19 protein-coding genes and 1 pseudogene are annotated in these 19892 nt (G+C 67.0%); 4 read left to right on the plus strand and 16 right to left on the minus strand.

Features of this window, described 5'->3' with window-relative positions; all coding sequences use genetic code 11:
• Positions 1-289, minus strand: a pseudogene (locus tag BLV31_RS00660) (rhodanese-like domain-containing protein); the annotation flags it as partial.
• On the minus strand, positions 286-945 hold the full coding sequence (locus tag BLV31_RS00665) for a TetR/AcrR family transcriptional regulator (RefSeq protein ID WP_006552456.1): 660 nt from the start codon (positions 943-945) through the stop codon (positions 286-288). The gene BLV31_RS00665 and the pseudogene BLV31_RS00660, both read right to left, overlap by 4 nt.
• A 233-nt stretch (positions 946-1178) precedes the next feature.
• Here BLV31_RS00665 and BLV31_RS00670 point away from each other — a divergent pair, with 233 nt between their 5' ends.
• The gene (locus BLV31_RS00670; protein WP_064061147.1) at positions 1179-2114 is read left to right on the plus strand and encodes a metal-dependent hydrolase; all 936 of its coding nucleotides are present in this window, start codon (positions 1179-1181) and stop codon (positions 2112-2114) included.
• Positions 2114-3262, plus strand: coding sequence for a hypothetical protein (locus BLV31_RS00675; protein ID WP_064061148.1), 1149 nt, complete (start codon positions 2114-2116; stop codon positions 3260-3262). The genes BLV31_RS00670 and BLV31_RS00675 overlap by 1 nt, the downstream gene beginning before the upstream one ends.
• Here the strand turns inward: BLV31_RS00675 and BLV31_RS00680 are convergent.
• From BLV31_RS00680 to BLV31_RS00745, 14 genes are all read right to left on the minus strand, one after another.
• Positions 3211-4080: an SDR family NAD(P)-dependent oxidoreductase gene (locus BLV31_RS00680; protein WP_064061149.1), complete on the minus strand. Its 870-nt coding sequence runs from the start codon at positions 4078-4080 to the stop codon at positions 3211-3213. The two genes, BLV31_RS00675 and BLV31_RS00680, sit on opposite strands and share 52 nt — an antisense overlap.
• Positions 4081-4091: 11 nt before the next feature.
• Complete coding sequence (locus BLV31_RS00685) at positions 4092-4997, minus strand: LLM class F420-dependent oxidoreductase (protein ID WP_081263455.1); 906 nt, start codon at positions 4995-4997, stop codon at positions 4092-4094.
• 79 nt (positions 4998-5076) lie between these two features.
• Entirely contained in the window at positions 5077-5646 is a 570-nt protein-coding gene (locus BLV31_RS00690) for an Rv1363c family protein (RefSeq protein WP_064061150.1), read from the minus strand.
• Complete coding sequence (locus BLV31_RS00695; RefSeq protein WP_064061151.1) at positions 5643-6854, minus strand: MlaD family protein; 1212 nt, start codon at positions 6852-6854, stop codon at positions 5643-5645. Before BLV31_RS00695 ends, BLV31_RS00690 begins: the two co-directional genes overlap by 4 nt.
• Positions 6851-7918: an MCE family protein gene (locus BLV31_RS00700; RefSeq protein ID WP_248846262.1), complete on the minus strand. Its 1068-nt coding sequence runs from the start codon at positions 7916-7918 to the stop codon at positions 6851-6853. Before BLV31_RS00700 ends, BLV31_RS00695 begins: the two co-directional genes overlap by 4 nt.
• Entirely contained in the window at positions 7915-9030 is a 1116-nt protein-coding gene (locus BLV31_RS00705; protein ID WP_232512434.1) for an MCE family protein, read from the minus strand. The genes BLV31_RS00700 and BLV31_RS00705 overlap by 4 nt, the downstream gene beginning before the upstream one ends.
• Entirely contained in the window at positions 9027-10064 is a 1038-nt protein-coding gene (locus BLV31_RS00710; protein ID WP_174556317.1) for an MCE family protein, read from the minus strand. The genes BLV31_RS00705 and BLV31_RS00710 overlap by 4 nt, the downstream gene beginning before the upstream one ends.
• Positions 10061-11083 (minus strand): MCE family protein, encoded by a 1023-nt coding sequence (locus tag BLV31_RS00715; RefSeq protein ID WP_064061153.1) that lies wholly within the window; start codon positions 11081-11083, stop codon positions 10061-10063. Before BLV31_RS00715 ends, BLV31_RS00710 begins: the two co-directional genes overlap by 4 nt.
• A complete protein-coding gene (locus BLV31_RS00720) occupies positions 11080-12312 on the minus strand; it encodes an MCE family protein (RefSeq protein WP_232512435.1) in 1233 nt (410 codons plus the stop codon). Before BLV31_RS00720 ends, BLV31_RS00715 begins: the two co-directional genes overlap by 4 nt.
• Positions 12313-12365: 53 nt before the next feature.
• Positions 12366-13229 (minus strand): MlaE family ABC transporter permease, encoded by an 864-nt coding sequence (locus BLV31_RS00725; RefSeq protein ID WP_064061154.1) that lies wholly within the window; start codon positions 13227-13229, stop codon positions 12366-12368.
• Positions 13229-14038, minus strand: coding sequence for an MlaE family ABC transporter permease (locus tag BLV31_RS00730; RefSeq protein ID WP_064061155.1), 810 nt, complete (start codon positions 14036-14038; stop codon positions 13229-13231). The genes BLV31_RS00725 and BLV31_RS00730 overlap by 1 nt, the downstream gene beginning before the upstream one ends.
• 63 nt (positions 14039-14101) lie before the next feature.
• Positions 14102-15700, minus strand: a complete 1599-nt coding sequence (gene fadD5, locus BLV31_RS00735; RefSeq protein WP_064061156.1) for a fatty-acid--CoA ligase FadD5 — start codon at positions 15698-15700, stop codon at positions 14102-14104.
• Positions 15701-15993: 293 nt separating this feature from the next.
• Positions 15994-16773 (minus strand): enoyl-CoA hydratase, encoded by a 780-nt coding sequence (locus BLV31_RS00740; RefSeq protein ID WP_064061157.1) that lies wholly within the window; start codon positions 16771-16773, stop codon positions 15994-15996.
• Positions 16770-17759, minus strand: coding sequence for an NAD(P)H-dependent flavin oxidoreductase (locus BLV31_RS00745; protein WP_072740574.1), 990 nt, complete (start codon positions 17757-17759; stop codon positions 16770-16772). The genes BLV31_RS00740 and BLV31_RS00745 overlap by 4 nt, the downstream gene beginning before the upstream one ends.
• 255 nt (positions 17760-18014) lie before the next feature.
• On the opposite strand from BLV31_RS00745, the gene BLV31_RS00750 reads away from it, so the two are divergent.
• Together BLV31_RS00750 and BLV31_RS00755 are read left to right on the plus strand one after the other, a co-directional pair.
• Entirely contained in the window at positions 18015-19292 is a 1278-nt protein-coding gene (locus BLV31_RS00750; RefSeq protein WP_064061158.1) for a TetR/AcrR family transcriptional regulator, read from the plus strand.
• Entirely contained in the window at positions 19289-19750 is a 462-nt protein-coding gene (locus tag BLV31_RS00755) for an alcohol dehydrogenase catalytic domain-containing protein (protein ID WP_064061159.1), read from the plus strand. Before BLV31_RS00750 ends, BLV31_RS00755 begins: the two co-directional genes overlap by 4 nt.
• Positions 19751-19892: the final 142 nt, after the last annotated feature.

Consider the following 19892-nt stretch of genomic DNA (forward strand, 5'->3'; position numbering starts at 1 on the left):
TTCTCGCGACGATATCCTCGTGCGGGATGTTCACGGCACCGGGGAGGCTCACCCCGCTCCGGGAATCGGGCACCCGCGTGTCCACCAGCGCAGCGCCCCGGTCGAGCAGTTCGATCACCTCGAGTTCACCGACGGTCGCCACGCCCGCCACCACCTGCATCGGCTGCACCTCGCCCCAGGTCGTCTCCACCACCGTGCGGTCGGCTTCACCCTCCAGCGGGCGGGGAACGTTCTGGGGATCGCCGTCGCGCGTACGATCGGCACGCCTGATCTGCTGCTCGTTCGTCACGAGCCGGACTCTACGGGAGAGCAGTCGCGCTTCGCGGGATTGCCGGAATCCCACTCCCGCTGGGCGAGCATCGCCGTACCCATCCATCGTCGCAGGTAGCGGCGCAGATCGTCGTCGGAGCGTGGCGGGGTTCCCGGCGAGACGAAGAACGACTGCATCGTGCGCAGCACGTACTCGACCAGCTCCGCGAGGGAGTCGTCGTCGTAGCCGTGTTCCTCCCAGTCGACGTCGAACCGCTTGATCATCGCCATGCCGAACATCCACGCCTCCTCCGAGGCGATCGCTTCGGGATGCGGGTTCGAATAGGTGCTCGACAGCAGGATGCCGAGATGCGGGGTGCGACGCACCTCCGCGAGCGTGTAGACCACACCTTCGGTCATGGCCTCGACCGGATCGTCGAGTCCCGCGACCTGCCGGGTGAGTCGTTCCAGGAATCCTTCGACCGAGGCGATGGCGGCCGCACGCATGAGGGCGTCCGCGCTGGGGAAGTAGCGGTAGACCGTCTGGCGGATCACCCCGAGGGACTGGGCCACATCGGCGATGTTGATCTCCGCGCCGGTCCGGTCGATCAGGTCGACGGCGGCGGCAACGATCCGCTGCGACGCCTCTTCGTCGTCGGCGGGAGGACTCCCACCCCACCCACGTCTACGTGCCACTTCGCGCTTCCTCGAGCCGTCGCCTGGAGAAGGCCCGACGGTAACACAGCCGACCTCGGTGGATGTGGTGCGAAACGGGCTCCCGCGAGCGAGTGGGACACCTATCATACACATGACGCATTTCGTGTATGTTCACTCCGATCGGGGCCTCCCGGCTCGTTAGAGGTCCTCCCGACCGTGTCCCGAAACAGGTCCACAGCCAGCCCGGCGTCGAAGAGACGAGGTACCGCCCCATGACGAACCTGCAGGTCCGCAAGATGCGTTTCGCATTCGCGGATTACGACGTGCCGTTCCTGTGGAACGAGGAGAACCCGGCCTTCTCGAGCATGGCCAACGCCGTCTCGTTCCTCGCGATCGGCTTCGAGAAGATGATCGTCAACATGATCCGCGAGATCACCCCGCGCATCACCGATCCCGAGGTCCTCGAAGAGGCCAACGCCTTCATGTACCAGGAGGGGCAGCACTCCACCGCCCACCGGCAGCACGTGAAGGGACTGATCAAGAGCTATCCGGAGTTGCAGGAGACGCTCGACGACGTCATCGGCGCCTTCGACAAGCTCACCGCCGAGACTTCCCCCGAATACCGCCTCGCGTACACCGCCGATCTCGAGGCGACCTTCACTCCCGTCTTCAAGCTCATGCTCGACAACGACGCGGCGCTCTTCCGCCCCGGCGACGACCGGGTCGCCTCGTTGTTCATCTGGCATTTCGTCGAGGAGGTCGAACACCGCAGTTCGGCGCTCATCATCTTCGACGCGGTGGTCGGCAGCGATCTGTACCGCATGCGGCAGGCCCCCTCGGTGTTCAAGCACGTGCTCGACGTCATCGCCATCGCGTGCGAGGGCTTCAACAAGCATGTGCCGCTGGAGGAACGGAAGATCGACACGATGTCGATGTTCGCGTCGCACCGCCGTAAGCAGAACCTGCGGCGCCGGTTGCCGTTCCTCCAGTACCAGGATCACGGCCCGATGCCGCGCGCCTTCGACGTCCTGCCGCTCGGCGAACAGCTCGTCGCGCTGGTGGGCATCATCCGCAGCCAGATGCCCAAGCACAATCCCGACCACGAGAAGCTGCCGGCCCTCGCCGACGTGTGGTTCCGTCGATTCGACGAAGGCTACGACGTCTCGCACTGGTACACGGCGGAAACCGTGGGCGGGAGGAACAACTGATGTCGGACCTGTGCTCGCCCACCTTCGAGGACCTCTCGACCCGCCTCGGATTCTCGTGCGACGAAGCCGGGGGGATCTTCGAACTGCGCAGTCCGTTCGCGCTGGAGAACTGGACGCTGCCCGTCCTCGAGCTGACCATCGTGCTCGGGGCGGTGCTGATGCTCGTGTACGCGATCGTCCGGTTGCGGCGCACCGGTGACGCCACGAACCTCGTCGTCTGGCTCGGCACCCTCGCGTTCCTGTTCATCATCGAACCGCTGCTGTACTTCCCCGACGCCTTCGGCGTGGAGGACTACCTCGACACGATGTTCGCGCACAACGTGTTCACCGTCGAGTTCATGTGGGGACGCCTGCCGCTGTACATCATCGCGATCTACCCGATGATGGCGACGATCGCGTTCGACATCGTTCGGATGCTCGGGGTGTTCCGGCAGTACGGCACCGTCGTCGGCGCCGTCTGCGTGGGCTTCGTCCACCACGCCTTCTACGAGATCTTCGATCACCTCGGACCGCAGCTGCGGTGGTGGGAGTGGTCGCTCGACAACCCGATCAACCAGCCCTTCTTCGACTCCGTTCCGCTCCCGAGCGTCGTGGTCTTCGCTGCCCTGTGGCCGATGTCGCTCGCATTCTGCGCGCAGTTCTTCGTCGGCCGGCACATCGACGCCGGTCGCACCTTCGGCGGGCTCGAACTGACCTGGCGCACGATCACCGTCGGACTACTCGCGTCCGTGGGTGTGGTGATCCTCCCTGCGCCGGCGACCGTCATCGGCATGGGCAGCACCACGGTGCGCGCGACGATCTACGCCGCCGAACTCGCGATCCTGTCGCTCGTCGCGCTCTATGTGCTCTCACGCCAATGGGTGCGCTTGCGCAACAACGGCTCCGAGCGTCCCTATTCCAACGACCTCGTCCGCTGGTACGCCCTCGTCTATCTCGTCGTGATGGCCGTGCTGTGGATCGGTGCGCTGCCCGACTACTTCGCCGCGGTCGATGGGGTCACCGAGAACGGCGACCCCATCGGCAACCTGTGGTACACCCTGGCGTGCTTCGTCGTCGCGATCGCATGTGTGGCTGCGACCTTCACCGTTCCGCGCCCTCAGCCGGCAGGTACCGACGACATCCCTTCGAGGACGCTCGCCGGGGCGTAGTTCGCCCAGCCGGTGCCCGGCCAGTTGAACCACCCCGACGACGCGAGGACGCCGCCGTCGGGGTGGAGGGTCGTCCCGGTGACGAACGACGACAACCCGGATGCGAGGAACACCACGCAGTTCGAGACATCGTGGACGTGCCCCACACGTCCCATCGGAATCGCGATCCCGGCACTGGTGGCGTCGGCCAGAGCATGCTCCCCGACTGCGAGTTTCTCCAGTCCGGGAGTGGGCACGAAATCGGGAGCGACGTTGTTCACCCGGATCCCGTACGGTGCCACCTCCACGGAGAGAGTCCGGGCGAACTGCTCGACGGCCGCCTTCGCCGCGGAGTAGACCGCATAGCCGGGTGCGGCCCGGTGCGCCTCGATCGTCGTGATGTTCACGATGCTCCCGCCGCGTCCGCCCTCCCGCATCCGGGGAACTGCGAGCGAGCACGCCTGCAGCACGTGGGACAGGTTGGTACGCACGAGGGCATCCCAGCCCTTCGGCGAGGTGTCGACGAAGGGCGACCGGAAGGTGCCGCCGACGATGTTCACCAGGATGTCGACGCGTCCCCACCGTTCGTCCACCGCATCGAACAGGCCGGCCAGGACGGCAGGATCGCGGACGTCGCCGCAGTGCACGAGACACTCGGTTCCCGCGGCGACGAGATCGGAGCGGAGCGCTTCGGCGGCATCCGCGTCGATATCCAGAACGGCCGGGCGCACGCCGTTGGCCGCGAGGTCCCGGACGATCGACTCCCCGAGCCCACCCGCGCCACCCGTGATCACCGCAACCGCCCCGGCGAGCCCTGCGCGTTCCTCGAACCACCCCATTGCGGGCTCCTTCACGACAGATAGGTCGAGCCGAACGACTCGAGGAAATCGACTGTGGCCGACAGGCCCTCGATACGGCACGAGACGGACACCCAGTCGACCCCGGCCTTCTCCAGCTCGGCGAACACCTCGCGGTGCCGGTCGGGTCCTGCGGTCGACGACATGAGTTCGGTGCCGTAGGAATACACGACGTCGATCCGGTCCGTGCGGCCCGCAGCGAGTGCGCCGGATCGGACGTCGGCGATCTGCTCCCCCAGTTCTTCGAGGGGGCCGAGCGTGCGGGTACGAGCGGTGGCACTGAGTTGCCCGCCTCCCGACATCGGCATCCATCCCTGCGCACGCTGTGCGACCCGCCGCCGCGTGAGCTTCGAATTCCCGCCGATCCAGATGGGTATCGGATCCTGCACCGGCCGAGGCCGGGCGATGATGTCGCGGGCACTGAAGTGGCGGCCCCGGTAATCGAAGGGCTCACCGCGCCAATGGAGCGGAAGCACGTCGAGCGCTTCGTCGAAGAGGGCGTTGCGTTCGTCGAAATCGACGCCGAGCGCGTGGAACTCACTCTTCTGGTAACCCACTCCGAGACCGAGCGTGAAGCGCCCACCCGAGAGCTTGTCCAGGCTGGCCGCAGCCTTGGCGAGGAGCATCGGATTCCGGTAGGGCGCGACCGCCAGGTAGGTCAGCAGACGCAGCCGCTCGGTCGCCCCGGCGACATATCCGAGTGCGACGAACGGGTCGAGGGTCTGGTGCCCTCCGGCCGAGAGCCATCGGGCACCGGGCGCAGGACGCTCGCTGAACGCGAACGCGTCGAATCCCGCTTTCTCGGCGGCGACGGCCACATCCCGGACGGGCCCGGGATCGAGCACGTCACCCTCGGGCCCGTTGATCTCCGGGTAGTGGAAGATGAACCGCAACGTCATTCGAAGAACCTCTCGCGACAATAAGACTTTCCGAAAAGATAGTCTTATTCTCGAGATGTGCAACGCCGATCTTCGAGGATCAGCGCGCGTCGGCTCCGTCGAGCAACCAGCGGCCGTCGATCCGCTTCAGGGTGATGAGAAAGCGGGTGGCGTCGGTACGCCCTTCCGGTACCACGACGTTCTTCACGTCCTGGTCGAGGAAGACCAGCACCGTGGCGACCTCGCCGTCGAAACTCTCGAGCCCGGCATGATCCGCTCGCGCCGTCGACGTACCCTCACCGTTTTCGACGAGTCCGCGCAGGTCGCCGGCCACACTGTCGTATCTGGCGGCGAACTCCTCGGTGGAGTTCGCGGTCACCGCGGCGAGATTGTCGTCGAAGGAACGATAGTCGTATGTCCCGAGGACGACGGCGTATTCACGCGCCTCGGCGACGGCCTCCTCCCGCAGCGCGGCGTCCTGCTCGGCCTGCCACCACCGGAAGCCGAAGAACGCGGTGGCGGCGAGCAGTATCGCGATCACCGCGAGGGTGATCCACCCGGCCGCGCCCCCACGAGCCGGCGCATCCCGGGGGACCTCCGGTGGAGAGCCTGCCGAACCGGCGTCGGTCTCCTCGGCATCCTTCTCGGTCGGCACATCGGTGGGTGTCATCCGCCCAGTCCTTCCAACAGCTTCTGCCAGTAGTTCAACGCTTCCACTCCGGTCGGGATGAGCAGGGGATCGTCGGCCATGTCCGGACCGGTGACCTTGCCCGGAGTGGTGTAGTTCGTCAGTCCCGTCGCGTCCGGTCTCGGCGCCGTGTACGCGCCGCGCTGACCGACGTCCTCACCGGGTGGGCAGTAGAGCGACAGATTCGCCTCGCGAGGACTCTCGTCGCCGATCATGCGGCGCTGTGTGTCGTAGTAGCAGACCGGCCCCTGCGTGGCGACGAGTGCGAAGTTGCCGCGATCCCCTTCGACGACGCTGGTCAGGTCCTTCATCGCCGCGGGCAGCGCGTCGAGTCCGGCACTCAGCGACGGGGCGCGAGGCCCGATCACCTCCCCGACCGTGACGAGATTCGTCAGCAGGACGCCGAAGTCGTCGCGCGTCGCGGCGAACAGTTCCTCGGTCCGCGCGAGCGCCTCGGGTGACCGGTCCACCAGGTAGACGAGCGAATCCCTGCTGCCCACCAGCTGGTCGGAGACGTCTCTCACCGCCCGCATCGATCCCGGGAAGGTGCCCGCGTTGTCGGACATCGCATCGACGAGACCGAGACCCTCGTCGAGCAGGGACGCGATGGCCGGGGCACGATCGGCCACCATGCGCGAGAGCGCGTCGGCATTCTCGAGCAGTGCCTGCAGCTCCGGTCCGGTGCCGTCCAGCGCCGTTCCCCACGTCTCGCCGAGAGTCACGATCGACTCCGCGTCCAGGCTCTCCACGAGCGCCGTCATGTCGACGAGCAACTGATCGAGGCGCAACCCCTGGTCCTCGGCCGGGACGAGCAGCGCGTCGCCGTCGCCGAGGAACGGCCCCTGGTCGGTGTCGGGTTCGATGTCGACGCTCAGGATGCCGATCGCCGTCGCGGTGACGACCCGCCCGGTGCTCCCCGCAGGGATCTGCACCCCCGGATCGATGGAGAGGACGGCGTCGGATCCCCGCCCGCCAGGGGCGACCGACAGTGAAGCGACCTCTCCCACCTGGACACCGCGGTAGGTCACCGAGGTGCCGGATCCGATACCCCGTGCATCCTCGAGGTGAGCGTGCAGGTGGGTCGCGCCGCCGAGGCTCTGCGGCCCGAGCACGTACCGGACACCGACCACGGTGGTGACGATGCCGAGGGCGACGAAGACGATCACCTGGACGAGCACGGCGCGCTTCATCGCACACCTCCGAGAAGGAGTTCGGCGAGGCCGGCCGCGACGTCGGCCTGCGGCAACTCGACCGGAGGGCCGCCGTCGAGCGGCATCCCGCCGGTGAGGAGCAGATCGATGGCTCCGGGGATGTCGAGCGCACCGTCGAACAGCAGATAGTCGCCGCGCACCGACCTGTTGAAGCCGTCCACGAACTTGTTCACGTTCACCAGAGCCGCTTCCACGGTGTTGTTGAAATCCCTGATGCCGGCGGTGATCTGCGCGAGATCGTCGATGCTGCCACCGATGGCCGACTGCTGTTCGGCCATCACGGTGTCGACCGACTCGACCACTGTGGCCGTGCTCGCGACCAGTGTTGCGAGATCCTGCTGCTGCGCCGCGAGCAGTTCCACCATCCGGGCACTGTCGACGATGCTGCGGTCGAGCACCTCCTGCTGCTGTGCCAGCCTCTCGGTGACGGAATCGGCTGCGGCGAGCGTCCGTTCGAAGCTTTCGCTGTTCTCGTCGGCCAACGCCATGGTGGTGTCCAAGCGGACGAGCATGTCGCGGATCTTCTCGCCGCGCCCTCCGAAGGCTTCGTCGAGTTCGGTGGTGATGGTGCGCATCTGGTCGAGCCCACTGCCGTTGACGATCTGCCCGAGCATCGCGAAGGTGGTCTCGACGTCGGGGCCGACTTCCGTCCGCTCGATACTGTCGCCATCCGTCAACAGTCCCGGCGAGGGATCCTCGGGCAGGTCGATCCGGACGAACGGACTGCCGAGCGCCGACGGCAACCGGACCGATGCGCCGACGTTCTCGGGGAACTGCACGGCGGCCGACATGCTCAGCCGGACATAGGCGCGACCGCCGTCGGTGCTCAGCGAACGCACCCGGCCGACGACGGCCTGGCCCGCCCGCACCTCGGCGCCGGGATCGATCCGGTCGGCACTGTCGAAGACCGCCGTCACCTCGTAGGTGTCGCCGGGGCCACTGCGGCCGAGCGGTAGTTCCTGCAGGCTCAGGCCGCACCCACTCGTCAGTGCCGCGAGGCAGCTCAGGAGAGTGGCCGCACGCAGACGGGCGGGCGCAGTCACCGCGTCCCTCCCTGATTCAGCGCCCGGTCGAGCGATTCCGGGACGAGATCCTGCAACGGGTCGGCCAGGTCGAAGGGCACCGTGATCGGATTGGTGAATCCCGCTCCCGTACACAGCGGCAGCGGCTCGCGTTCGCACAGTTCTCGCGCCCGGGGGAACTGGCCGATCTGTGTCGACACGCTCAGACGGATCCGGGCACGTCCGTTCTCGCCGATCGCGTTGTCGATGTTCTGTGCGGTGAGCGGCAGAACATCGAAGATCTCGGCGAAGCCCACCTCGTGCGCGGCGAAGGTGTCGGTCAGCGTGCGGGCGTTCGCCATGATCCGGTCGATGTCGCCTCCGCGGTCGGCGAGCAGAACGTCGAGCCGGTCGAGGATCGCCGCGAGCTGATCGACCGGCCCGGCGACGTCGAGATTCTGCCGCTGCAGTTCTTCCCCGAGTTCCCCCATTCCCCGGACGAGTTCGGACAGGTCGCCTTCGCGGGACTCGATCGCTGCCAGGGCGACGGCGAGATCGTCGACGACCTGCCCGATGTCCTCGGACTTCACGCCCACCACCGCGGTGGCCTGGCTCAGCGCTGTGATGGCACGATTCATCTCCTCGCCCATCCCGTCGGTCGCGTCGGCGGCGACCTCCAGCGTGCGGCCGATCTCCCCGCCCTCCGGACCGAGTGCGGTGGCCAGCACATCGACGTTCTCGAGCAGCTCGTCCCAGTTGATCGGGGCGTGACTACGTTCGACGGGGATGACGTGACCGTCCTCGAAGGTCGGTCCCTCCCGGTAGGCCGGCCCGAGCTCGACGAAACGGTCGCTGATGACGGACGGATTCATCACGAAGGCCGACACTTCCGCCGGCAGGACGATGTCGCGAGGAATGCTCATGCGTACCTCGACGACGCGACCGGCGGATTTCACCTCCTCGACCGTGCCCACCGGCATACCGAGCACCGCGACGCTGCTGCCGGGATAGATGCCGTTGACCGACGCGAACTGCGCCACGATCGTGCGAGTGCGGTCCGGGCCCACCACGTACCAGAGCCCCGCCGCGCAGAGCGCGAGCACGACGACGATCACGAATCCACGGATGGTCCAGGTCTTCGCGGTGGTACTCAATTGCACCCCTCCATCACTCCGACGGAGCACAGGAAGTTGTCGGGAAGCGGGCCGGCCGGTGCGTGCACATCGACCCAGTTGCCGTTACCGGATGCGTCGGCCGCTGCCCGCAGGGCCGCCGGGAACTTCGCGAGCACCTGGTCGATGTTGGCGGCATTGTCCTCGAGCGTTCCCGTCACCGATTCGAGATTCACGAGCAGGGCGTCGATGTCGGCCGAGTTGTCGGCGAGGAAACTCTCCGCCGTGGTGAGCAACTGCCGCAGGTCGTCGACGAGCAGTACGAGCGCTTCCTTCCGGGCCGCGAGGATCGACACGACCGCCGTACTGTTGCCCGCCAGCCGGGCGACATCCTCGCTCTGCTCACCGACGATCGAACTCAGCGACTTCGCCGACCGGAGCAGCGAGGTGATCCGCTCGTCGTTGCGGACAATCATCCGGGAGGTGGCCTCGACACCGGCGAGGGTGTCGGAGACCTGCTCGGAATTCGTCGGCATCGTCTCGGTAAGGGTCTTCATCATGGCCTCGAGCGCGTCGACGTCGAGGCCCTCCGCGATCCGCTGGGCGTCGGTCGTCAGCTCGTCGAGACTGTACGGAACCGTGGTGCGGGACAGGGGAATGCGATCGCCTGTGAGTTCACCCGCGCCTGCCGGGGTGACGGACAGATACCGCTTGCCGAGGATCGTCCTGAGCTTGACTTCCGCGGCGGTGCGGTCGCCGAGATCCTGCCCCCGGTCGACCCGGAACTTCACGAGAACGCGGTCGCCGGCCAGTTCCATGGTCTCGACGCGTCCGGCCGGAACACCGGCGACATAGACCGGATCGTTCGGCGCCAATCCGGCGGCGTTCGCGAATTCTGCTGTGTACGAGCCGGTACGGATCAGATAACTCACTCGCGGAAGGGAGACCGCGACGAGCATGATCACCGCGACGAGCACCATGCCGACGATGCCGAGCGCGATCGGATCGGCATTGCGGTCGTGGCGTCCCGAGAAGATCGCCGCGACCGCATCCTTCGATTTCCGCACGATGTTCACTTGCACACCTCCGTGTACGCCGAACCGAAGAGATTCGCCTCGAAACCATCGGCCATGACGGTGAAGTTGCACATGTAGAGGTTGAGCCAGCCACCGTAATCGCCGACCCGGTTGATGCTGTCGGCCAACTGCGGCAGATTCGCCATCGCCCGGTCGAAGTGGTCGGTCTGCGGGATCCACGCATCGGTCATCGTGCGCAGGTCGGACACCGCGGTTCCGAGCGGCGCGGCACCCCCGGACATGAGCGCGGCGGTCGCACGGACCGACGAAGCACCCCGGTCGACCAGTGTCGCCAGCCTGGCGGAATCGCCCGCGAGGGCTTCGCTCACGACACCCAGCCCGGAGATCAGTGACGCGACGTCCTCGTTCCGCCGGTCGACGACCGTGGCGAGTTGTTCGAGATTCGCGATGACCTCGTTGAACACCTGCTCCTGGTCGACGATGTCGGTGCTCACCGCAGCGACGTGCAGCAGAAGCGATTCGAGCGTGCCTCCCTGCCCCTGGAAGGCGTCGACAACGGAGAGGGCGAGGGAGTTGACCCGGGCCGGGTCCATCGCCTCGAACAGCGGCTTGAATCCGTTCACGAGAGCGGTGAGATCCACCGGTAGCTGCGTCCGCTCGACCGGAATCGTCGCCCCCTCCTCGAGCGCGTTCCCGGCCGAGTTCTCCGGCAGGCGGAGAGCGACGTAGCGCACTCCGATCATGTCGCCGTAGTTGATCTTCGCGGTCACGTCGGTGGTCAGCGCGTGGCCCGATTCGATCTCGAATTCGACACGGGCGCGGGAGGTTCCGTCGTCCTGCGGCTGGAAACGCACATCGGCGACCCGCCCGACGCGCACACCCGCGAGCGTCACGTCACTGCCCGGAGTCAAACCTTCCACATCGGTGAACTCGGCCGCGTACTCGCGCGTCGCCCCGCGTACCGGCCGGTCGAGAGTGTTGCCGACGACGACCGCCGCCAGCACACCGAGGACACAGAACGCCGTCAAACGCAGGGCCGGCCACGTCGGTGCCCTCACGGAATACTCACCTCCGCTCCACGGACGAACGGTGCGAGCAGGGTCGAGGCGGCGGTCGACGGGCCGGCATCCCGCGATGCCGGATCGTCCGGATCCGCTCCCCTAGCGATCTGCTCGAGAAAGCCGAGCGGACCGCGCTCGGCGTTCGCAGCGACGATCTGCCCGCCGGTCGCGGGCGAGGTCCGTACCGGATCACCGCAGTTGGACCCGGCCAACGGCCCGTAGCGAGGACAGTCCGCCGAGGTGTACGGCATGGGATCGGAGAAGTCCACCGCGGCGGTGATGTCGAAATGCCCCGTCTGGAAGACGCGCCCGCCCGCATCGCCGAAGATCGACAGATACCGCAGGGTGTCGTCGAGACCGGGGGTGTCGGCTGCGAACGCACCGAGAACCGGAGCACCGTTGCGGACCACCGAGATGATGTTTCCGGTGTTGGCGGCGAACAGGTCTGCGCTCTGCTGCCCGAGCGACGCCCCGCCTGTCAGCAGACGGCGGATACCGTCCTCGTTGCCGAGCGCGATCTGCGACAGTTCGGATGCGTTGCGCATCACGGCGATGACGTCGTCGGTGGCCGCGGACATCGACTCGGTGACAGCGGCAACCTGGGGTGCAGCGGCGATGCCGGCATCGACGAGCGGCCCCAGATCTTCCGACAACACGGCCATCCGGTCGATGGTCTCGCCGAGAGCGGCGCCACGTCCTTGCAGTGCCTGGCTCATCGCGTCGAGAGCGACCGCGAGTTGTTCGGGCCGCAGCTGTTGCATGAGATCGGCGGCCCGGTAGTAGAGATTCGCGAGTTGAGCTGCTTCGGCCGAGGTGTCGGCAGGGATCTCGGTACCCGCCGCGAGCCTGGGACCGTATTCGGGCTTCTCCGGCGGCACGAGTTCGAGGAAGACGTCCCCGAACAGTGTGCGGGGCACGACCCGCACACTCACCGCGGCGGGAATCTCGGCGAGCGCCTCGGGGTCGAGTTTCATCGTCACCCGCGAGGTGGTGACGCCCGCGTCGATGGCGGACATGCTTCCGACGTGGACACCCTGATACTGCACACCGGCGGCACCGTAGATCAGCCCCGCGGAGGCGGGCAGATTCGCGGTGATCTCCGGATCGCGCGAGAGCATGTCGGATCCGGAGGCCACGAGCAGGGCACCGGAGACGACGATGACCACGGTCGAGACCAGACCGATCACCGCGAGAGCGGCGCGACCTGGACCGGCCGCACGGTTCACGCGCCCCGGCCTCGTCCGGGAGGCCACGGGCGGTGGTTGCTGGTAGCCGGCGGTCATGACAAGCCGACCCCCGGGATGGTCGGGACGAGCCCCCACAGGGCGAAGGTCAGCACGACGTCGGTGACACCGATCGCGAGAATGCTCGTCCGCAGCGCTCGTCCGGCTGCACGCCCCACCCCCTCGGGTCCGCCGGAGGCGTAGAAACCGTAGGAGCAGTGGACGACCGCGACGATCATGGCGAACACCACGGCCTTCGTGAGCGAGTACCACAGATCCGACGGCGAGAGCGCGAGATGGAAGTAGTAGTCGTACGTTCCGGCCGAGTTGCCCTGGAAGTTCACGACGATCAGACGTGTGGCCACGTACGAGGCGAGCAGGCCGACCATGTAGATCGGGATCACGCACACCGCGGAGGCGACGAGCCGCGTGCTCGCGAGGAACGGGATGGAGCGCACCGCCATCGCGTCGAGTGCGTCGATCTCGTCGGAGATGCGCATCGCGCCGAGCTGAGCGGTGAAGCCGGTTCCCACTTTGGCGGCGAGAGCGATGGAGGCGACGACGGGAGCGAGTTCGCGGGTGTTGGCGATGGCCGAGAGCATGCCCGACAGCGAGGTCATGCCGATCAGTTCGAGTCCGCGCTGGGTCTCGACGCCGACCATCATCGCCGCGACGGCGGACATCGCGAACACGATGCCGATCGTTCCGCCGCCGGCGAGCAGAGAGGCGTAGCCGAAACTCACGTCACCGATGTGGAACATGACGTGCTTGAAATACCGTCGGAGCGCGGTGGGGATGCCGGCGATCGCCTTGCATCCGAAGACGACGTGGCGGCCGATCGCCGCGAAGCCGTCGACGGTGGCGGCGACCGGCCTGCGAGTGGTCGAGCGCGCGCGTTCGAAAGTGGTGTAGGAGATCATCAGTACGTACCGACCGCCGGAACCATGACCGTGTAGAGCTGGGACAGCACGGTATTGACGACGAAGACCATGACGAACGCGAGCACCACACCTTCGTTGACGGCATCGGCAACGCCGCTCGGCCCTCCCTTCGCATGCAGTCCCTTGAAGGACGCGATGAGCGCGGAGGTGATGCCGAAGCACGCGGATTTGACCATGGCGGTGGCGAAATCGGACAAGCGCCCGTATTCGCCGAGCGTCCGCAGGAACGCACCCCCAGAACCGTCGTTCAGGTAGATATCGTAGAGATAGCACGCGGTGACACCGACGAGGGTCACCAGCGAACACAGCATGAGCGAGACGAGAACCGAGGCGAGCAGGCGCGGGACGACGAGCCGCTCGATGACGTCGAGTCCCATCACCTCCATCGCCTCGATCTCCTCACGGATCGTCCGTGAGCCGAGATCGGCGCAGATCGCCGATCCGCCGACCCCGGCGAGCATGAGCGCACACACCAGCGCCGCAGCCTGCCCGACGACGACGAACGAGACGATCGCCCCGGAATAGGCGCCCGCGCCGAGCTGGCCCGCCAGTGAGCCGACCGACACCGCGATCAGCACACCGACGGGCAGCATGAGCAGCAGGGCCGGTCCGCTGCACACCTTTGCGATGAACAGCGCCTGAGTGATCGTCTCGCCCAGTGACAGGCGACGCCGGACGAGAACCCGGACCGCGGCCACGAGGGTTTCGAGAGAGAAGCCGACGAGTGCGCCGACCTGGATGGCCAGGTCGTGTACCGGCCCTTTCGCCTTGGGCAGTTCGAACGTCACCGGCCACCCCTCCTACGCGATTGCCACGGTCCGGTCCCCGTCGCGCGATGTTGCGCCCCGAGATCAGCCCTGAGTGACGGCAGGCAGACCGCCGCGGAGCTCACCCTTGACGACCTTGCCGCTGGCGTTGCGCGGCAGGGCCTCGACGATCACGATTTCCTTGGGATGCTTGTACCGAGCGAGGTGCTCGTTCAGATAGGGCTGCAGTTCCTCGATGCTGAGGTCGTCGTGGCCGGACTTCAGCGCGACGACGGCGACGGGCACCTCGCCCCACTTCGAGTCCGGACGGCCGATGACCGCGGCTTCGAGCACCTTGGAATGTCCGAAGAGCACGTTCTCGACCTCGGCGCAGTAGATGTTCTCTCCACCCGAGATGATCATGTCCTTCTTGCGGTCCACGACGTAGACGAAACCTTCGTCGTCGACGCGCACGAGGTCGCCGGAGTGGAACCACCCGCCGTAGAACGCCTCGCTCGTGGCCGTGGGGTTGTTCCAGTACTCGCGCATCATCGTGGGGCCTCGATAGACGATCTCGCCGACCTCACCGGGTGCGACGTCGTTCATCTCGTCGTCGACGACGCGCGCCTGGATGGTGGGGATGACCCGGCCCACGGAACCGAGCTTGCGGATGGCGTCGTCGCCGTCGAGAACGCATGTGATGGGCGACATCTCGGTCTGCCCGAAGACCGCCACGTTGAAGGCGTCGGGGAAGGTCTCCGCCATCGCCTGCAAGATGGTGTCCGAGCTCGGAGCGGCTCCCCAGGAGATGTTGCGCAGCTTCAGTTTCCGGGGATTCGCCTGCTGTGCCGCGCACATCGCCTGCCACTGCACCGGGACGAGGAACAGACTGGTGACGTTCTCGGCTTCGAGGACGTCGAGCAATTCGTTCGGATCGAACGCACCGACCGGATGGATCACCGTGGGCGTACCGAGCATCAGGCTCGGGGCGATCGAGCCGAGGGCCGCGATGTGGAACATCGGCGACGCACAGAAACCGATGCCGGATTCGTCGAACAACCGGAAGGCGCGGATACAGGTGAGCGATTGGGCTTCCAGGTTGGAATGGGTGAGCACTGCGCCCTTGGGCCGGCCCGTCGTGCCGGAGGTGTACATGATGAGGGCCGGGGTGTCGTTCGGGATCGGAGCATGCGGGTGCGGTTCGCCCTCTTCGGCGACGAGCGCCTCGTACGCGAGGGAGTCGCCCTGCGGATCGACCCCGACCGTGATGGAGAGTTCGAGCCCCTCGGCCTGGGCACGCGCGGCATCGGCGAGCGGAACGAGAGGGCCCTCCGCGACGATCGCCTTCGCGCCGGAATCCGACACGAGGAACGCCACTTCGGGTGCCGTGAGACGGAAGTTCACCGGCACCGCGATCGCGCCGAGGGCATTGGCGGCGAGCACGATCTCGATGTACTCGGGCCGGTTGAGCATCAGGATGATCACGCGGTCGCCGAAGCCGATACCGCGGCGCGAGAGCGCATCTGCGAGCTTCTCGACACGCGTGTCCAGCTGCGACCAGGTGATGCTCTCACCGCGGAACCGGAATGCCGTGCGCTCGGGAATCATCAGGGCGTGACGAGCCAGCTGATTGTTCCAGTTGTTGCTACGGAAGCGGGCGGCTTCGTTACCGACCGCTTCGGAAACGACAGAGGGGGGAACCATCGATGATCCTCTCGTGACGGGGCAGGAGTGCGGACACGGCCGGTGCCGAGCCGTCGATGTGTGAGGCACATTACAGGCCCGGATAGGTTTAGGGCAGAGGTTTTGTTAACGAAGATTCCGCGATTCGCGCATCGGATCGTCACGACGTGGTCACGAGACGCCGAGGCGTCGGCGAGCGCCGTAAATGGTGCTCGAGCATGGAATTCACCGGACGGGAGCGCATGCTCCGGCGACAGGGCCGGGCATCGGCTCCCGCCCGGGAAGTGCATTGTCAATCCCGGTGTAGGCCGCTCTCAGGCGAAACGGGCGGGGCGCTTCTCGAGCATCGCCATGGCACCCTCCGCGAAGTCCGGTGAGCCGAGAAGTTCGACCTGGCCTTCCTTCTCGCGCGCGAGCGCGGCGTCGAGTGCGGCCAGCGTCGAGGCGTTGAGGGCACGCTTCGTCAACTCCAGTGCCCGTCGCGGGCCGGCCGCGGTTCGCGCCGCGATCGCGTCGACGTGCGCGCCGAGTTCCGCATCGGGCAGTGTGCGCGCCACCAATCCGAAGCGGTCGGCATCGGCAGCGGAGACACGTTCGCCGAGCAGTGCCATCTCGGCCGCCCGAGCCCGGCCGATCGCCGCGGGCACGAGAAGACTCGCTCCCCCGTCGGGCATGAGTCCGATGTTCACGAAGGCCAGCAGGAAATAGGCACTCTCGGCCGCATATGTCAAGTCGGCGGCGAGCGCGATCGAGACACCGACACCGGCCGCAGGGCCGTTGACGGCAGCGATCACGGGCACCGGGACGGACGCAATGGTGCGCACCAGGTCGTTGGCGGTGTCCATCACGACACCGGGATCCCGAGGGTCCGCCGCTCCCGCGGCCAGATCCGCGCCCGTGCAGAAGGCAGATCCCTCACCGGTGACGACGATCGTGCGGACGCGATCGTCCTCCCCGGCTTCCTTCACCGCGTCGTCGAGAGCCTTCATCGTCGACAGGTCGATGGCGTTCATCCGCCTCGGCCGTGTGATGGCCAGCCGCAGAATGCCGTCCGAGAGTTCGGAGCGCAGACTCTCCGTCGTACTCGCGGTCATGCCCGCACCGTCCGGTCGGCACCGACGATGTCGTTCAGGCGGCCGGTGATGACGGCCTCGGCCTCGGTGACCATGCGTTCGACGAGGTCCGCGACGGTGGGGATGTCGTGGATGAGCCCCTGGCTCTGCCCGGCCGTCCAGATGCCGGCGTCGAGTTCGCCGTCCTCGAAGACCTTGCGGCCTCGGGCGCCGGCGACCAGGTGGGCGATGTCGCCGAATTCGGCTCCGCGCGATTCGATCTCGACAACCTCTTCGCTCACCGCGTTGGTGGCGACACGAGCGGTGTTGCGCAGCGTGCGGAAGATGAGCTTCGTGTCGAGTTCGGTGTTGCGGACGATCTGCTCCTTGACCTCGTGGGCCACGGGCGATTCGACCGTGCACATGAAGCGGGTGCCCATGTTGACACCGTCGGCGCCGAGCGCGAGTGCCGCCACGAGCCCGCGGGAATCGGCGATGCCGCCCGACGCGATCACGGGAATGCTGAGCTTGCTCGTCGCGGCGGGGATGAGGATCAGGCCCGGAACGTCGTCCTCGCCCGGGTGCCCGGCGCACTCGAAGCCGTCGATGCTCACGGCGTCCACGCCGATGCGCTCGGCCTTGACCGCGTGCCGCACGCTCGTGCACTTGTGGATCACCTTGATGCCGGCATCCTTGAAGTGCGGCAGGTGGTCGGCCGGGTTGAAGCCGGCGGTCTCGACGATCTTCACGCCCGAGTCGATGATCGCCTGGCGGTACTCGGCGTACGGCGGCGGATCGATCGACGGCAGGATGGTGAGGTTGACGCCGAACGGCTTGTCGGTGAGTTCGCGTGTCCGTTCGATCTCGCGGACGAGATCCTCCGGGGTGGGCTGGGTCAGTGCAGTGATGAAGCCGAGCGCTCCCGCCTCCGCCACGGCGGCCACGAGTTCGGCGCGGCCGACCCACATCATGCCTCCCTGGACGATGGGATGCTCCACCCCGAAAATCTCGGTGAATCGGGTTCTCACGAGTCCTCCTCGGTCCTTCGAAAAGTGCCGCTGTCGTGACGGTTCCGTATGCGCACAGCGGTGACGCAGCTGAAGAATTGGTGCTAACTTTGCGGTCTGGGTGCTGGTTTGTCAATACGTTCTGCCCTGCAGTTTTGGCAATTCTTACCCAAAAGTAGTGTTTCTCCGCAGGGGGGTTCGACTGTTACCTTTGAGGCCGACGAACATTCACCGCGACATCGCGGCCGGCAACAGGATCCACGACGAGGAGGCAGGGTGCCCGAACAAGCGCAGGCCGGTGCACGCACAGCCGCCAAGACCGGCACCCCGACCCCCACCGTGCGGCGCCGGCCGAAGAACCGCAAGGCACAGATCGCCACGGTCGCGGCCGAGGCGTTCAGCGAACGCGGCTACCACGGCGTGAGCATCGACGAGATCGCCACTGCCGTCGGCATCTCCGGCCCCGCCCTGTACCGGCACTTCCCGAACAAGTACGCCCTGTTCCACCACGCCGTGGTCACCCTCGCCGACGCCCTCGGCGCCGCCCTCGCGGAGTTCGACGAGCAGAGCGGAGCGAACGCCACCGGACTCGCCGCCGCCGAGGAGCTCGAACGCAAACTCCTCGCGCTCATCCGCACCACGATCGAGAACCGCCGGACGGGCGGGTTGTACCGCTGGGAACGCCGCTACCTCACGGGTGAGGACCACAGCGAGATCCGCTCGAAGACGCGGGCACTCAACCGCCATCTCGCCCGCACGGCCGCGCGGCTGCGGCCCGATCTCACCGACGACGACTACGTGCTGCTCAGCAGCGCGATGCTCAGCGTCATCGGCTCCATCACCACTCACCGCGTTCCGCTGTCCAACCGGCGCCTGCAGCAGCTGCTGCTCGACGCGTGCACAGCGGTCGCGGCAACCGACCTGGTGCCCGACATCGACGAACCCGCACCGACTCCCGAGCCGGGCGGGTTGTCCGTGGCGAACAAGCGCGAGGTCCTCCTGCACGAGGCCGTGCTGCTCTTCGACGCCCGGGGCTATCACGAGGTGAGCATCGAGGAGATCGGTGCTGCGGCAGGTATCAACGCGTCCGGCGTCTACCGTCACTTCGCGAGCAAGGCCGATCTGCTCGCCGCCGCCTTCCACCGGGCCGGTGATCGCGTCGCGATGATCATCGGCGAAACGCTCACCGACTCGACGACCTCCGCGCAGGCCCTCGACGTCCTCACCGAGGCGTACGTCCGGATGTCGTTCGAGAACAGCGAACTGATGTCGGTGTACTTCGCCGAGATCGGCAACCTGCCCGCGCACCATCGCAGCGACCTGCGGAACATCCAGCGGCTCAACATCGAGGAATGGGCCCGTCTGGTCGGGGAGCTCCGCCCCGAGCTGCCCGCCGTCGAATGCCGTTTCCTCGTGCACGCCGCGCTCAACCTCGTGCTCGACACCGGCAACCTCGTGCACTTCCTGCCCACCCCCTCCCGGCAGCGCAGGGTGCAGCAACTGATGCTCTCGGTACTGCTCGGCGACACCGGTTCGCCGGAGGCGGTGGGATGACCCGCACCAGGGCCGCAGCGGTACTCCGCGAGTACGGCGCACCGCTGAGGCTCGAGACCATGACCGTGCCCGAACTGCGCGACGACGAAGTGCTCGTACAGATCCACGGGGTCGGGATCTGCCACACCGACCTCACCGCCGCCGCGGGAGGCGTTCCCGTCCCGAGGCCCGTCGTACCGGGACACGAGGGTGCCGGAGTCGTCACGGAACAGGGTTCGACGATCGTCGTCTTCGATCTCGGCGCCGTCGGCACGGCCGCGGTGATGACAGAACGGATTTCCTTGTGCGAGAACATCATCGTCGTCGCCCCCGATCCACGACGGCACGGGCTCCGCGATCGTTCGGGGCCACCGAGGTCCTCTCCCCCGACGATCACGACGACCTCGGACGCCATCTGCGTCGCCTCACCGGCGGTGGTGCCGGCGATGCGGTGGAGTCCGTGGGCGCCGAATCCGTGATCCGGCAGGCACTGTCGTCGCTGACCAGCCCCGGTGTCTCCTTCACGAGCTGGCCGCGCCGTGGCGCGACGGGCACTTTCCGCTCGACGAACTCGTGCAGACCTTCGATTTCACGAAACTCGACGACGCTCTCGCCGCTGTC

Origin of the sequence: Rhodococcus pyridinivorans, from assembly GCF_900105195.1 — a bacterium.
In the GTDB taxonomy this organism is placed as follows: domain Bacteria; phylum Actinomycetota; class Actinomycetes; order Mycobacteriales; family Mycobacteriaceae; genus Rhodococcus; species Rhodococcus pyridinivorans.